This window comes from Streptococcus sp. 21.1, from assembly GCF_016648635.1.
GTDB lineage: Bacteria > Bacillota > Bacilli > Lactobacillales > Streptococcaceae > Streptococcus.
Genome location: NZ_JACLQL010000001.1, coordinates 36,186 through 51,654 on the forward strand (window position 1 = coordinate 36,186; position 15,469 = coordinate 51,654).

17 protein-coding genes are annotated in these 15,469 nt (G+C 37.5%); 5 read left to right on the forward strand and 12 right to left on the reverse strand.

Features of this window, described 5'->3' with window-relative positions; all coding sequences use genetic code 11:
- Positions 1-153 precede the first annotated feature (153 nt).
- A complete protein-coding gene (locus H7U01_RS00215; protein WP_139723962.1) occupies positions 154-573 on the forward strand; it encodes an SP_0198 family lipoprotein in 420 nt (139 codons plus the stop codon).
- A gap of 98 nt (positions 574-671) precedes the next feature.
- Complete coding sequence (locus tag H7U01_RS00220; protein WP_139723964.1) at positions 672-869, forward strand: bacteriocin immunity protein; 198 nt, start codon at positions 672-674, stop codon at positions 867-869.
- Between the two features lie 257 nt (positions 870-1,126).
- On the opposite strand, the gene H7U01_RS00225 is transcribed toward H7U01_RS00220, so the two are convergent.
- The 3 genes from H7U01_RS00225 to H7U01_RS00235 form a co-directional block, all read right to left on the reverse strand.
- A complete protein-coding gene (locus tag H7U01_RS00225; protein ID WP_201040832.1) occupies positions 1,127-1,876 on the reverse strand; it encodes a CPBP family intramembrane glutamic endopeptidase in 750 nt (249 codons plus the stop codon).
- Positions 1,877-1,972: 96 nt separating this feature from the next.
- Positions 1,973-2,284, reverse strand: coding sequence for a hypothetical protein (locus tag H7U01_RS00230; protein WP_038675688.1), 312 nt, complete (start codon positions 2,282-2,284; stop codon positions 1,973-1,975).
- 110 nt (positions 2,285-2,394) lie between these two features.
- Positions 2,395-2,982 carry a TetR/AcrR family transcriptional regulator gene (locus tag H7U01_RS00235; RefSeq protein WP_201040834.1) on the reverse strand — a complete coding sequence of 196 codons (588 nt, stop codon included), beginning with the start codon at positions 2,980-2,982 and terminating at the stop codon, positions 2,395-2,397.
- A gap of 155 nt (positions 2,983-3,137) precedes the next feature.
- Here H7U01_RS00235 and H7U01_RS00240 point away from each other — a divergent pair, with 155 nt between their 5' ends.
- Positions 3,138-3,731: a class I SAM-dependent methyltransferase gene (locus tag H7U01_RS00240; RefSeq protein ID WP_073689493.1), complete on the forward strand. Its 594-nt coding sequence runs from the start codon at positions 3,138-3,140 to the stop codon at positions 3,729-3,731.
- 200 nt (positions 3,732-3,931) lie between these two features.
- Here the strand turns inward: H7U01_RS00240 and H7U01_RS00245 are convergent, their stop codons facing one another.
- The 6 genes from H7U01_RS00245 to H7U01_RS00270 all read right to left on the reverse strand — a co-directional run bounded on the left by H7U01_RS00245 (position 3,932) and on the right by H7U01_RS00270 (position 10,001).
- Entirely contained in the window at positions 3,932-5,161 is a 1,230-nt protein-coding gene (locus H7U01_RS00245) for a dihydrolipoamide acetyltransferase family protein (protein WP_061652225.1), read from the reverse strand.
- Between the two features lie 10 nt (positions 5,162-5,171).
- Positions 5,172-6,203: an alpha-ketoacid dehydrogenase subunit beta gene (locus tag H7U01_RS00250; protein WP_004182823.1), complete on the reverse strand. Its 1,032-nt coding sequence runs from the start codon at positions 6,201-6,203 to the stop codon at positions 5,172-5,174.
- Positions 6,204-6,219: 16 nt separating this feature from the next.
- Positions 6,220-7,293 (reverse strand): thiamine pyrophosphate-dependent dehydrogenase E1 component subunit alpha, encoded by a 1,074-nt coding sequence (locus tag H7U01_RS00255; protein WP_014634179.1) that lies wholly within the window; start codon positions 7,291-7,293, stop codon positions 6,220-6,222.
- Positions 7,294-7,396: 103 nt separating this feature from the next.
- The gene (lpdA, locus tag H7U01_RS00260; RefSeq protein ID WP_061652226.1) at positions 7,397-8,737 is read right to left on the reverse strand and encodes a dihydrolipoyl dehydrogenase; all 1,341 of its coding nucleotides are present in this window, start codon (positions 8,735-8,737) and stop codon (positions 7,397-7,399) included.
- Positions 8,738-9,303: 566 nt separating this feature from the next.
- Complete coding sequence (locus tag H7U01_RS00265) at positions 9,304-9,507, reverse strand: CsbD family protein (RefSeq protein WP_004182825.1); 204 nt, start codon at positions 9,505-9,507, stop codon at positions 9,304-9,306.
- A gap of 254 nt (positions 9,508-9,761) precedes the next feature.
- Entirely contained in the window at positions 9,762-10,001 is a 240-nt protein-coding gene (locus H7U01_RS00270; protein WP_002890536.1) for a GlsB/YeaQ/YmgE family stress response membrane protein, read from the reverse strand.
- Positions 10,002-10,700: 699 nt separating this feature from the next.
- Here H7U01_RS00270 and H7U01_RS00275 point away from each other — a divergent pair.
- Together H7U01_RS00275 and H7U01_RS00280 are read left to right on the forward strand one after the other, a co-directional pair.
- The gene (locus H7U01_RS00275) at positions 10,701-11,726 is read left to right on the forward strand and encodes a DUF389 domain-containing protein (protein WP_073690220.1); all 1,026 of its coding nucleotides are present in this window, start codon (positions 10,701-10,703) and stop codon (positions 11,724-11,726) included.
- A 102-nt stretch (positions 11,727-11,828) separates the two neighbouring features.
- On the forward strand, positions 11,829-12,710 hold the full coding sequence (locus H7U01_RS00280) for a diacylglycerol/lipid kinase family protein (protein WP_201040836.1): 882 nt from the start codon (positions 11,829-11,831) through the stop codon (positions 12,708-12,710).
- 292 nt (positions 12,711-13,002) lie between these two features.
- Here the strand turns inward: H7U01_RS00280 and H7U01_RS00285 are convergent, their stop codons facing one another.
- From H7U01_RS00285 to H7U01_RS00295, 3 genes are read right to left on the reverse strand one after another with little or no spacing between them, the layout of a single operon-like run.
- On the reverse strand, positions 13,003-13,692 hold the full coding sequence (locus tag H7U01_RS00285) for an alpha/beta hydrolase-fold protein (RefSeq protein WP_190279335.1): 690 nt from the start codon (positions 13,690-13,692) through the stop codon (positions 13,003-13,005).
- A complete protein-coding gene (locus H7U01_RS00290) occupies positions 13,673-14,689 on the reverse strand; it encodes an ABC transporter substrate-binding protein (RefSeq protein WP_073950127.1) in 1,017 nt (338 codons plus the stop codon). Before H7U01_RS00290 ends, H7U01_RS00285 begins: the two co-directional genes overlap by 20 nt.
- Before the next feature lie 20 nt (positions 14,690-14,709).
- The gene (locus H7U01_RS00295; protein ID WP_073950125.1) at positions 14,710-15,465 is read right to left on the reverse strand and encodes an ABC transporter ATP-binding protein; all 756 of its coding nucleotides are present in this window, start codon (positions 15,463-15,465) and stop codon (positions 14,710-14,712) included.
- Between the last annotated feature and the right edge of the window lie 4 nt (positions 15,466-15,469).

Genomic DNA, 15,469 nt, shown 5'->3' on the forward strand with positions numbered 1-15,469 from the left:
TTTATCAGTATAGCATAGTTTAAATGGGGATAATAGATTATGCCTTTGAGAATTTGAAGAGTGATTTTCAACTATTTTCAGAAAAGGGCTTTTGCTTGGTTTGTTTGTAAGCGTTTGCTATACTTAAGGTATCAAAGAAAGGAGACAAAGCCTATGACATTGTCCAAAAAACTCACACTTTCTCTTGCCTCTATGGCAGTTCTTGGTCTTTTAGCAGCCTGCTCAAACCAGAAAGCTCAAACACCTGAAAGCTCTGCTAGCACCCAACAAAGTTCAAGTAAGGTTTCATCTTCACAAAGTTCTGAAGTTTCTAAACAGACTGAAGGGCTAGATGGCACCTATAAAGGAACTGATGAAAATGATCGTATTACTCTTACCATCTCTGGAAATACTGGAACTTGGGAAGAGGACGAAGCAGATGGCGAGAAGGAAAGCAAGTCTGTAACAGTTAACCCTGACAATCAAAGTCTAACGATTGGTGATGATACCAAATTCTACAAACTCGACGGTAATCAGCTGACTATTGAAGATGATGACCACGATCCAAATGATACGGTTGTCTTGACGAAATAATATGAAAACCTTAGCCAAACCACTCTCTGGAATTTAGCTAAGGTTTTTTATGTTATACTATAGGCAGAAAGAAAACGAATACAAACAGGAGGTTGACGATGACTCAAAGAAGATTATGGGTGACGCTATTTGTTATATCGATTATTGTAACTCTTATTGGACTGGGATTTTCTGTCTATAACTATTATGTCTTTGATAAACCCTTTATGACCACGACTACAAAAGGTTTACTAGCAGCCTTTTTCCTGTGTGCGACAATGGTTGCCATCACCCTATCCAAATCAAGTAAGAAGTAAAGATAAGAAAGAGGTATAAGTTTGTAGACTTATACCTCTTTTGATACAACATTGTTTAATCTCGTGTTTGTTCATCTTTTCTTCAAAGATGCCTGTCATGATTTTACGCAACTCTTGGCATTCTTTTTCAGCCTTTTGATGATGAAATGTATCCTTGGCCAAACGAGTCACCTCCTAAAAATGAAACTGTGTCATTATATCAAGAGATAGGAAAGAAAAGCTCCCACCGAAATTCAGTGGGAGGTTCAACTCTAATTCTATGATTTTCGTACCGCCACCAGCCAAGAGGCTAGTAGGATTTCGAAAATAACCAGAAGGATAATCTGAGTGAGTGAACTCTGAACCAGCATAAGGACAGCTAGACTATCAATCAGCATGTGAGCAAGGATACAAGGAGCAGCTCCTTTCGAATACTCTTTGAGAGCTCCAAATAGAAAAGTATTTCCTAAAATCATCAGGTAAAAAATGAGATAGTTGGAGGAACCTGATGTAATCCAAGGGAGTTGATAGATAGGGATATGCCAGAGGAACCAGACAATGGAAAGAACCATCATTTTAGTTATAAAGTGCTTACTAAAGTAAAGATGTTCTTGTAAAAACCAACGCCAACCTACTTCTTCCAGCCCCCCATATAAAAAGGTCCAGGGAAAATATAGTAAGAAGGCCAAGAGGGTGTTCCCAGTAAAGCTAACATTCCTGAGAAAGAATGAGATTCCATAGTAGATGACTGGAATGAAGAGAGCTAGAATCCAGGACAGGGGACTTTCTTTTTGAAGAAAGACCTTCTTGAAGAATTCACCCAAGGATTTGACTTCACTCAACACAAGAGAAAAGACAGCCGCCATAATCAGGGGAACACAGTTCATTAGGATAAACAGTAGTGAGGTACCCAGACTACTCCTGTCTGGGAAACACCATAGGATAACTTGCCCTACTATATATGTAGCAAAGAGGGCAGACAGTGCATACCAGATAGCGACTGATTGTTTTGAAATAAATTTTCTCATTTTTTCTCCGTAACGGGATGGTAAAATTGACAGTATCTCTTTTTTATGGAAGGTTGATTCGTAATTGTAGAAATAAACAGATTGTCTTTAAAAATCTTATTTAATCTTGTGTTTGTTCATCTTTTCTTCAAAGATGTCTGTCATAATCTTACGTAACTCTTCTCTCTCTTTTTCAGGAAGGTTCCCTTGGCGCTTAGCCACTGCATAAAGTTCAGGATATTGCTTGGCTACACGCTCGACTGTCTTAGTCGTCGCATGCCCTCTGACAAAGAAAGGAATGCGTTTAATCCATTCTTGTGGTACGAGAGCGAGTAACTTCTTAGCCGCTTCCTTATCAGAAATCTCAGCTGTGCTCAAACCTTTTTCGATTTGCTTTTGTTCTTGTTCTGTGAAATCTTTTAATTCCATAACTTGCTCCTCTTTATCTTTATATAGTAAATTTTAGACCCATGCATGAGAATATACAACTGATTGGGATGGGATGTTGCTAGCTGTGAACAATAATAGAATTAGGAAAATCATGATTTCTTTTTTCCTAAAATACCGTACAAAAAGATCTGATGAATCTGCTCAACCTCTGTCTCTAAATTGTCACTATGGGCTAATTGATTTCCCATACCATTAAGAGCATCCATGACATTTAAGATAAGCTCTGTCGATAGGTCTTCAGCAATAAGGCCCTCTGCTTTTCCGAGATGAATATAAGCACGATAGATGTCACCTTTTTTTGCAGTGATTGCTTTCGTTAGGAGAGTTGAGAAAACAGAATCTTCCACCATTTTATCTTGAAAATAGTCCGAGATTTGCTGACTCATTTTCTCCTGACATAGGTCTAAAGCCTGGTCTAATTTTGTATTAAAAGCTAGATTACTTTTTAAAATATCCTCGGCTTGCTGGGTTATTTCTTCAAACAAGTAATTAACACAGAGAGTTACCAAGTTATCTTTGCTCCCGAAACAATTGTAGATAGAAACAGGAGATACTTCTGCTGCCTCTGCAATAGATTTTATACTCGTTTCCTTAAAACCTTTGTCTTTAAACAAACGCAAAGCTGCTTGAATAACCGCTTGCTTCTTTTTCTCAGTCGTCTTTTGATATTGATTCATGTGAATACCTCTGTTATTACCAATTGTAGCATAAGTTTGAAATATATGTGTATATATTTCATTTTTCCTTGCTATTCTTACTTGCTTTCTCTATAATAAAGTTTGAATTTAAACCATCTATATTTCAAACTTTATTTTCAAAAATGGGAGGGAACATGCTCATTCAATATCTTATAAAGCAATCTAGAAATCCGAGTGGTCTTGTTGGCCGAGTGATTACCAACATCTGGTCATCCTATTTTAAGGAACTCAGCCTTTGGGCAATAAAACAAACCACTATCCCTAACAATAGTCGTATTTTAGAAGTCGGTTATGGCGGTGGTAGCACTATCAAAAACCTACTTGCTTTAGATAAAAATCTTGACATTCATGGCATTGATATTTCCAAGGAGTCTTATCAAACTGCTAAACGGATGCTTTTAAAGTCAATAGAAAACGATAGTGTCCAGCTGATAGTTGGAAATGTCGAAAACCTTCCCTACCAAAATCATTATTTTGATCTTGTCTTTGCCATTCAGACCCATATTTTCTGGAAAGATTTAAAACAAAGCTTTCAGGAAATCTATCGAGTCATGTCCAATCCTTCCACTCTGATTATTGCTTCCGAAAAAGAAAAAATTAAGTATCATATGACAGATTATGGAACAAGTTCTGAATTGAGTCAGTTATTAACAAGTATTGGCTTTTCAAAGATTGAAGAAAGGCAAAATCACAAATGGGTTTTGTATATTGTTATTAAAAGACATTAGGAAATTGATAGACAAATTCCCACTTGACTTAAGAAAAGCTCTCCCCCTTAGCAACACGAAAAGAGAAGACCAAGTTAGTCTTCTCTTTGTGTAAGCTTTACGCTAGCTATTGAGCTAGACAAGGTTAGCAAAAAACTTTATATTTTAACCTATAATATGTCTATTAATTGATAATCTTAACCTTGCAAAATTTAAATCCACTAGAAGATAAGGAGATAAGGATCTTCAAGATAAGATATAACTTGTGCTAAAAATTCAGCGGCTGGGAGACCATCGATGACTTGATGGTCAAAGCTCAGACTCAATGGAAGATAGTCTTTTTGAACAACTTCTCCCTCCTCATTAAATGCTAAAGCTTGTTGGATTGCTCCTACTCCAAGAATTGCCACCTCTGGGAAATTTAGAATTGGTGTGAAGTATTCTACACCTGGCCCACCAAGGTTCGTAATTGAGAAAGTAGAACCACTATATAGGTCAGATGGAAGTGTACCTTTTCGAGCTTGATTAGCCAGAGTCTTAATGCTTTGACCAAGATCTGCTAAAGTCATACGGTCTGCGTCTCGAATCACAGGGACAACCAAACCATCATCCAAAGCTGTTGCCATACCAATATGAATGCGTTCTTGAATCTGATGAACGCCCCCGCCATACCAAGCATTCAAAGATGGAAAATCTCTCAAAGCTTTGGTTACTGCTTTAGTTAATAGAGTTGTAATACCTAGTTCACCATTTTCAAGTGGAGTATGGACCTTGGCCTTAAGTTCTTTACGGAATTTCAAAAGCTCAGTTAAATCAGCCTTACGATGGAGTGTCAATTGAGCAGAAGAATGAAGACTGCTCATCATACGTTCGGCAATAATCTTACGCATGCCTTCGAGTCCCTCACCGTATTGGACTGAGGTCATAGCTTGTGGTAGAGGTTCTACAACCTTATCAACAACAAGACTTGGTTGGTAAGCTTCTACATCACGTCTTGTAATACGACCATTTCCACCTGTCCCTTTAATAAGGGAGATATCATAGCCTTTCTCAACAGCCATCTTACGAGCCACCGGTGTAATGAAAATGCGTTCACCACTAGTACGAGCTATAGGTGCTGTAGTAGATTTAGGACTAGACGGTGTTGAATCTTTAGCGACTTCAGTTGGAGTTTCCTCTTGTGCAGGAGCCTCTTGGGTTCCTACATCCTCTCCTTCCTGACCAACCCATCCAACGACTTCCTTACATTTAACTGTAACACCTTCACCATGCACAATGTCTAGAACAACCCCAGAAGCAGGGGATTCGACTTCACTAGTCAATTTTTCAGAACTAATTTCTAATAAAGGCTGACCACTTGTTACTGTATCACCAACTTGGACCAACCACTTTTGAATGAGTCCTTCAGTCATGGTTAGGCCGAGCTTGGGCATTAAAATTTCTGTTGCCATAAGCGCCCTCCTATCCTTTCAAGTCCTGAATCAATTCATCAGCTACTTTCAAAACCTTATCCGCATCAGGAATATAGGCTTGTTCTAAGTTTGTCGCAAATGGAACAGGAGTATTTGGTGCACAAACACATTTCACTGGTCCATCAAGATAATCAAAAGCTTTATCTGAAACTACAGATGCAATATCAGTTGCAGTATTGTTATGTGGATTTGCCTCATCCACAATAATTAAACGACCAGTTTTCTTCACGGAATTTAACACTGTTTCTTCATCCCATGGAGCAACTGTACGAAGATCAATCACTTCTACAGAAATGTTGTCTTTTGCCAAGCGGTCGGCGACCTCATAGGCTACATACAACATCTTACCAATTGTCACAATTGTTAAATCCTTACCTTCTCTACGAACGGCAGCCTTACCAATTGGTACAGTATAGTATTCTTCTGGCACTTCCCCTTTTAATCCATATAAAGTCTTGTCCTCAGAAAAGATAACTACATTATCATCCTCTATTGATGCTAGGAGTAATCCTTTGGCATCATAAGGGGTAGCAGGAACGACCACCTTAATACCAGGAATCGATCCAAATAAACCGTAATAGGATCCAGAGTGTTGCGCCGCAGCTGAAGCTCCTGCCCCGTGCATAGTACGAACAACCATGGGAACTTTAGCTTTACCGCCAAACATGTAACGCATCTTAGATGCCTGTCCTAATAGGGCATCAAAACAGAATCCAATAAAATCATTAAACATCAACTCTGGTACAGGCCTTAGTCCCGTAAGCGCCATTCCAACCGAAGCTGATAAATAGCCGTGCTCAGAAATCGGAGTATCAATAACTCGTTCCCTGCCATATTTCGGCATCAATCCTCGTGTGATACCCATGACACCGCCCCAGGCATCCTCATTATTATTTTCTAAGTGTTCAACATTAACACCACCTGCGATATCCTCTCCTAGGAGAACAACTCGCTCGTCTCTTTCCATGGCTTGATCGAGCCCTTCATTGATGGCTTTCATAAATAATGTTTCTCTAGTCATTATGAATCCTCCTCAATCAGTCTGCAAATACGTCTTCGTAGAGAGCTTCTTCTTTTGGAATTGGGCTCTCTTGAGCAAAGTGGATTGCATCTTCAACATCTTTTTGTGATTGGGCAACAATCTCATCCAATTCATCTTGGCTAAGGATACCCTTTTCAGTTACCAGGTCACGAAATACTTCCAAGGCATCCACATCTGCCCATTCTTTTTCGATTCCATCTGGTGCTTTGTATTTTTGCTCATCTCCTTCGAAATGGCCATGGTTACGATAAGTAATAGCTTCAATTAACGTTGGACCATCTCCACGACGCGCACGTTCAATGGCCTCCTTAGCCACTTGATAAACAGCAAATAAGTCCTTACCATTAACGCGAACTCCAGGCATATTGTAAGCTTGTGCACGTTCAGCAATAGTTGGAGAGCCTGATGAGTACCATTGTGGTGTTGATTCTGCAAAAAGGTTGTTTTCATTTACAAATACCACAGGTAGATTCCAAATAGAGGCCATGTTTAAGCACTCATGAAAATTACCTTCATTGGCAGCTCCGTCACCAAAGAAACATACAGCAACATCATCAGTCTTTAGATATTTGTTGCGCATAGCAGCACCAGTCGCAAGACCAAAGCCTCCGCCTACCATACCATTAGCACCAAGGATTCCTTTATCCAAGTCAGCGATATGCATAGAGCCACCCTTACCTTTACCAAGCCCAGTAGACTTACCAAAGATTTCAGCCATCATTTTTTTAAGGTCTCCACCTTTAGCCACACAGTGTCCATGTCCTCGATGTGTGCTAGTAATGTAGTCTTTATCAGTCAGGTTAGCACATACCCCAGTCGCAATAGCTTCCTCACCTGAGTAAAGGTGAACAAATCCTGGAATTTGACCGATTGAAAAGAAATGTCGTGCATTTTCTTCAAAATTTCGAATATCCCACATAGTCTTATACATGGATTTAGCCTCTTCTTTTGAAACATTTTCCACACCAAGATCATGGGCAGTTTGAACCTTAACTTCTTCCTTGGTTAAGGTTTGTCCCTGATGTTTTTCTTTCATTAGGGCTTGTGGCAATTCTTGATAATGTGTCATATTGTTTCCTCCTTCTATAGAGAGCTTTATAAAAAACAAATATTATTGACAGATATATAGATTTGAAAAATGAGAATGGCTGTGCTAAACCTATCCATCGACATTAGGACCTTAAAATCAGTCTTGCAACCTCCTGAACCAACTCAGAAATTGTTGGATGTGCAAAAATTGTCTTATCAAGCTGATCAAGTGTTCCTTCAGCATCTTTCAAGACAATCAAGGATTGTAGAATATCAGTTGCATGTGGACCAACGATAACGGCACCTAATAGTAGGTGATAGCGTTTTTCGGAGACAATTTTAACAAAACCCTTTGCTGAATTAGACGCAATGGCTCGACCATTATAAACATAAGGAAGTTGACCAACTGATATATCATATCCTTGTTGTACCGCCTCCTCTTCTGACAAGCCAAAGGAAGCAATCTCCGGCGTTGTAAAGAGCGACCGTGGAACACTTGAATTATCAACCGGTTCCTCAGCCTGACGACAAATGGCTCGAACAGCTTTGATTCCCTCGCTACTAGCAACATGAGCTAACATATATCCAGGAATCAAATCCCCAATCGCATAAACACCTGATTGAGATGACTCGTAATAACTATCTACCTTAATAAAGCCTTTTTCGGTCAGCTCCAAGCCCATCATTTGGGCTAACTCAATATTTGGCTTACGCCCTGTTGCTACAAGTAAGTTATCATAAGAGTAGGACTTCCCATCTGCTAAAATTACAGCATTTTCTTGAACCCTATCTATGCTAACTCCCTCCAGAATAGTAATTCCAAGTTGTTCCATCTTTTCTCTAATAATGGAACGTGCTTCGTCATCTTCAGTTGCTAAAATTGTTGGTGCAACCTCTATCACTGTCACATCCACACCAAGTGGAGCCATGGCAAAAGCTAACTCAACGGAAATAATACCTCCACCAATGATAACCAAACATTGAGGAAGTTCCTTTAAGTTGAAAAAGCTATCTGTTGTCAAATAGTTAACATCGTTAATACCAGGAATAGGAGGAATAAATGGATGACTCCCCGTCGCCAAAATAACAGACTTACCTGAGACTCTTTCACCATTAACTTGGAAGGTTTTATCAGAAATATAAGCTGCCTCACCTTCAATATAGGTGATACCTAATTGTTTAAAACTTGATTGAATACCAGACTGTAGTGTTGCTACGACTTGATCTTTGCGAGCAACAAGTTTTTGAAAATCAAGATTATCATTTAAAACGGTCACTCCATACTGAGAGGCTTCTTTAGCAGCTAATAGCCAATGGGCATGTTCAAGATAGGCTTTAGATGGGATACATCCAACGTTCAAACAGGTGCCACCTATGGAGTTTTTCTCAATGACAGTTACCTTTTTACCTAAACGGGCAGCTTCTTCAGCAGCAACATAACCACCAGGACCTGCCCCTATAATGAGAATATCACATTGACTCAAAACAATACTCCTTTCTAGAATGGAAGTCGGCTGTTAGCCGAACCACTTCAAGTAGGACAAAAACTCGGAGATATTTGAAAGCGCTTTCTACGCTTCAATTATAAAACTAATACTTATGAAAATCAAGTAATTCACTGAAAATGTGATGTTTTGGTGGTGAAAACATTCACAAGAAATGCAAACGTTTGCCATTCTCTAATCGGGATGATGTTAGCACTTATACTTTGCTGATTTGTATAAAAACTAGAAAAATACAAATCTCCCCCAATCATTAAATAATTCTTCAAAATGTTATAAAAAACACTCTAGCCTCTATAGCTTGGATAAAACTATAGAAATTAGAGTGCTTTTACTATTAGAAAGAATATGTATATGGAGTTAAAAAGGAATTTGAATTAATCTAAAGAAAGTTGATTTTTCAACTGAATAATATTATAAGAATATCGATTTGTAGTTATTTTGAAAGTAATCTTATAAGTGAGTAATTAGGAGTAGAATATGACAACTCTATTTTTTTGTAGAGTAGCTTTTGTAGCTTTTATGTGAAAAATCAATTGACTATTTAATTATTTATCGTCCTTTTTAATCATATTTTTCACACCTTCGATAGCTCCTTCAACAGCATCTTTGGCATCTTCGGCAACTTCTTTCACTTTTGAGACTGCTTTTTCAGCAGCACCCTCTTTTTCTGTTTTTTTATCACCAGTTACTTTTCCGAAACCTTCTTTAATAGCGCCTTTAGCTTGGTTAAGTTTTTCTTCTACTGACATAATTTTATCCTCCTTTGGACATAAAGATTTTTAAATATGAACGCTCTTAAACAATACATTCAAATTTTTAAGTATAACAAGATAAGTTAAATTATAGCTTTTGTGTTGAAGTCGAGTCATAAACAGCTTGAACACCCTCACTAATGTTATCTTTATTTGCTGATAAACCATTAGCTAGTCCATGTTTACCACTTTTTTAATTTATCGGCACTAAGTTTGAGTTGATTGGAGTCTTCCTGTCGAAATATTGAAAATTATTCTTTTTTTCCTAAGAAAAATGATACTACTGCAACAACAATAACTGCCCCTAAAATTGATGGAACTAAGGCCATTCCAGCTAGTCTAGGCCCCCAAGAACCGAAGAGTGACTGTCCAACAGATGAACCAATTAAACCTGCAAAGATATTGGCAATTATTCCCATGGAACCTCCCTTTTTAGTGATTCCACCAGCAATAAAACCTATAAAGCCTCCGACAATAATAGCCCAAAGCATAATGTCTCCCCCTTTCTAAATAGAGGAAAGTTAGATTGTTTGGAAAATCAAACCATCTAAAGAGTTACATTTTAGCTAAAACATTTTTTATATTAATCTTAACAATCATAAGATTAATGTTAGTATATACCTGTTAATAACAGTATAAGTTAATCAAATTGATAAGTCAATGAAAATGTTTGCGCTTACACAAAAATAGACATAAAAACCATCATCGACCTTTGCAATCGCTTGCATAGTTTTACAATTTCACTTATCTCATTTTTTTATTAAAAATCTACAAATACTTCTACTATTATTAGGCCTTCCTCTAAATGGATTGATTTATGAATAAAAAGTTTGATTAAACTGGTACATTCATATGATTGATTAGCATTTTAGTCACAAAATAAAATAGCCCTAAGACGTTCGAGTGACGAAAGTAAAAATAAAATGTATAATTGAGACATGTAAACCCTTACACATTTTTCTTTAAATAGTAAGTATCTAACAAAATAGTATAAATAATACACCAAACACTCCATCACTTTCAGTAGGAGTTTAAAATTAATATGGAGTAGTGAATTGATTACAAATTGAAAGTAGAATATAAAACACACCCAGGTAAAGAAGTTACAATAATAATGGCCGATGATTTAGATACGTCGTCAAAGAGTGAGCTTAAAAAGTTGACTATAGTAACAAAAAGGAAGTACTGTTATGGAAAAAGTTTTGAAGGATGGTAAACTTTATTCTCTAATAGAATTTAGGGACAAAATCTATGAGGATTTAGATTTATCAAAAAGTGACTTAACCACTTTATTGTGTGCGATATTGATTGCATCTATTGGTTTGAATATGAATTCTATTCCAACAATCATAGGGGCAATGTTGATTTCTCCATTGATGACACCTATCCTTGGAGTAGGTTTTGCGTTAGCAATATTAGATACAAAACTTCTCAAAAAATCGTTTAAAGTTCTTTTTATTCAAGTTGCAGTAAGCCTTTTAGCCTCTACACTTTATTTTTTACTTTCGCCCATTTCTTACGCAAGTACGGAAATTATTGCTAGAACTTCGCCCACAATTTGGGACGTTGTAATAGCATTCGTCGGTGGATTAGCCGGCATTATTGGCGCACGAAAGAAAGAAGCTAATAACATTGTTCCTGGTGTCGCCATTGCAACTGCTCTTATGCCACCCGTTTGTACCGTGGGGTATTCTATTGCCACAGGAAATCTTGAGTATATGATAGGGGCGTCATATTTGTTCTCGATTAACTGCAGTTTTATTATGATTGCTACATATATTGGCACTAATGTGATGATGGTTAAAAATCCTTATGTTAAACATAATCGTGAAGCCTCTAAAATGCGAAAAATATTAATTCTAGTCTCGCTTGTTCTTATTATTCCAAGTTTAGCTTCTGCAACTACCTTAGTTAGAGATACGCTAATCAATGAGTCTATCAATAATTATCTATCTGATCAATTTGAAAACCATACTATTTTGAAAAAGAAATATAGTAAAGAAAATAATACACTAAAGCTAACCATTTCAGGTAAATATCTTTCAGAAGCTGAGTTACAAGGTATCATTAACAAACAAAATGAATATGGTTTGAAAAATATCTCGATTCAGGTTTCACAATTAACAAATGATAGATTAACTGAAAAAGAATTAGTCGACTACATCATTCAATATAAAAACGATGATGATCTTCAACAAATAGAAAAGGATAAGTAAAAAGAATCCCCAAATAACAACAAGTAATGTGAGATATTAATTTGATAAGCATAAGAAACCGTTGAAAAGTATTGTCACTAGTGGTCCATAGGAGAAATATCAATGAAAAAAGTAATGATAATTATTAATCCAACTTCTGGAGGAGAAACAGCATTAGATTATAAAGAGAGCTTGGAGAATAAGGCTAAAGAGTATTTTGATTATGTTGAAACTAAGATTACGCAAAAAGCCAAAGATGCAACTCAATTTGCTGAAAAAGCCTCTAAAGAAAAATATGATGCAGTAATTGTTTTTGGTGGAGACGGTACTGTAAATGAGGTTATTTCAGGGATTGCTGAAAAAAATCACATTCCAAAACTTGGGATTATTCCTGGTGGAACTGGTAATTTAATCACTAAGCTATTAGAAATCAACCAAAATATTGATCAAGCGATTGAAGAACTTGATTTCAATTTTACTAAAACCATTGATGTTGGAAAAGCTAATCAAAATTATTTTGGCTATATTTTTAGTGTTGGATCTTTACCAGAAGCTATTCATAACGTTGATATTGAAGATAAAACAAAGTACGGTATCTTTGCATATGCAATCAATACGATGAGGTCCGTTGTGGAAGACGATGTATTTAATGTTCGTATTGAAAGCGAAAATGGCAATTATGAAGGTGAAGCTAGTCAGGTCTTAGTTCTTCTATCTAATTACTATGCAGACAAAAAACTATTTGATGAAAATACAGATGGATATGGAAATATCTTGATTTTAAAAGATGCATCCATCATTTCTAAATTATCGACTATCCCAGATTTGTTAAAAGGGGATCTAGTAGGTAACGATAATATCGAATATATCAAAGCGCGTAATATTAGGATTTCTTCAGAGGTTGAGTTAGAGTCAGATGTTGATGGAGACAAATCGGATAATCTTCCAGTAGATATAAAAATACTAGGGAACCATATCGAAGTGTTCTCAGGCACCAAAGTATAGTTTTTTTCCTTCTACTTCTCCAACAAAAAAGTTTTAAATTATATAAGTTACTGCATCAGCAACAATAATAGTCTTGTCCTTTTTGAAGTTAGGATATAAGTCAAAAGTAAGTAAATTACTTTTAATATACGGAGTTAAGGTGTTTTTTGATTCATGTCTAAAAACTTTTCAGAAGCATCAACTGTGATGGTAGTTTTCGAGCATAACAAAAAGTAGTGAAGAGATTCCATCGTCGGAATCTTCTTCACTACTTTTCTTCTCTCTTTCCTACTCAATCACCAATAGCAGCATTTCAGAGTTTCCACTCTTCAATCAACCAGTCCGAAAAAGCATCATATCTTTCTTGGAGATGGTCATGATGACCGTAAGGGTCAAGTGCTGAATAAGTGGACAAGCACTGTTTTTTGATGCATTCATGTACTTCTTTGGCAAAGCTAGGAGCCTTGGCCAGTCTATTCTTATGATTAGCCCCTTCGGTCAAACCGTTACGTAAATAGACCGAGCAAGACTTATTAAGAAGCTGATGGGATTGGCAGTAATCTACAAAATCTGGATACCAAAAGGATCCACAAATGGAAAAGATAAAAGGCATCTTATCACTGCTATAAAGACTGTGGATAGCAGCCAGTCCACCTAGCGAGTAGCCTCCGTAAGCCATACGACTGTCATCCAATCGAAACTCCTCTTGGATGCTATTTAAAATATGGCCAAATAGTTGGTCATGATAGCTGTCTAGCTTGCCACCAAAATCAGGACTTCCAGGTCTCAAAGCCTGAGCATACCAAGGTGTAAAATCATCCAAGCGATTCTTGGGCTCAAGGCCTATCAGGATAACAGAATTCGCTAGTTTTCCCAGATAATCCAGTTGTCCATCGTTCAGAAAAACAGCTGGATAAGTCTTAGTAGCATCATAAGACTCAGGAAGGGCAATCGTCACTCGAATGCCATGGCAGACAAAGTCTTTATTTATTAACAAAGTCATTAACCTTCTCAAGAGAATCAATCACAGATGGACCGTAATCCATAAGCTCATCATAAGAAATAGTCATGATTTTCTTGTTTTTAACGGCTGGTACATTTTCAAGAACAGCGTTCTTTTCCATCTTGTCTGTAGCATCCTTGTCCATGGCCTTATTACGGTCACTAGTTACATAGATAATCAATTCTGGTTCCATAGACACGAGATTTTCCAGAGTCAAATCTGATGTTCCTGTCGCAACATTGGTATAGCCAAGCTGATTAAGCATACTTTCTTGAAGGGCAGATTTGTAAGTTCCAAAGGTCTCATCGTTGTAGGCACACATGATCAGAGCCTTCTTCAAGTCTTTGTCAGAAGACTTGTTTTTCTTTTTAACGGCGTCGATACGCTTTTGGAGTTGTCCTGCATACTTGTCTGCCTTGTCTTGAACGTTGAAAATGTCACCAATATTTTTAACATCTTCGATAATATTATTCAAATCTTGTTTGGTTGTTGAAACAGAAGCTTTTTGCGTATAGACGGGAATGTCGTTGCTGTTCCACGTGCTGATGGTTCCCATTGATTTGTCTGAGAACATCATGTTACGACCAATAAGGGCATCAGGTCCGTAAGCCAAGATGGCTTCTTGAGAGATGGTCTTCTTATCACCGATATGCGGGATTGAGGCAATGTCTTCCTTATATTTATCGGTTACTTCATTGTCAGGGTTAAGCATACCGACAATCTTGTCTTTTAAACCAAGCTCAATCAAGATTTCAGTTGATGAAAGGTTATTTGTAATAACCTTTTCTGGTGCCTTTTTGAAGACTTGATCTAACTCAGTTCCTTTATCGTCATAAGTTTTGACGGTCAAAGGATACTGGGTTTCTGAGTTGGTCTTTTTTACCGTTTCTTTTGCTGTTGATGACGATGATGTGCTGTTTTTATATGTAGAACTGCATGCTGTCAATGTAAGGACAGCTGCAGCGATTAATGCGATACGAAACGTTTTCTTGTTCATAAGGCCTTCCTTTCCTAGGCTTATAAATACTGAATCATTGCCTGCTGGTCATCCGTCCATGTAATACGACTGTGAACATCATAAACCGCCTGCAAGGATTGGGGGGTGACGGCATCCCTTGGGACGCCTTGGGCAACAATCTCACCTCCTTTCAATAGGTATATATAATCTGAAAAGCGACAGGCCAATTGAATATCATGAAGAACTGCAAGGACATTAATACCCAATGCCTTGACCAAAGTCAACATCTCCAACTGATACTTAATGTCCAAATGATTGGTAGGCTCATCCAATAAAAGGAGTTTGGGTTCCTGAGCCAAAGCACGCGCTAGGATAACTCTTTGTTTTTCTCCACCTGATAAGGACGAATAATAGCGTGTCTTCTTTTCAGACATGCCAACCTTGTCTAGGGCATCCTGGACGAGCAAGTGGTCCCGCTCCGATTCTTTTTGTAGAAAGGAAAGATGGGGCGTTCGGCCAAGCATGACAATTTCTTCCACCGTGCAATCAAATTGAAGGGTGTTAAACTGTGTCACAACAGCCATTTCTTTTGCAGTTTCCTTTAGGCTTACCTGATCTAGGCTTTTTCCATCAAGTAAAATCTGACCGCTATCTGGTTTCAACTGGCGATAAATGGTTTTTAGCAAGGTTGATTTCCCACTCCCATTTGGTCCTAGTATGGTCTGGAATTGCCCACCTTCAACCTCTAGAGAGACACCGTTTAGGATTTTTTTCTCTCCAATCGAATAATGAATATCCTTACACTTTACATCCATAAGT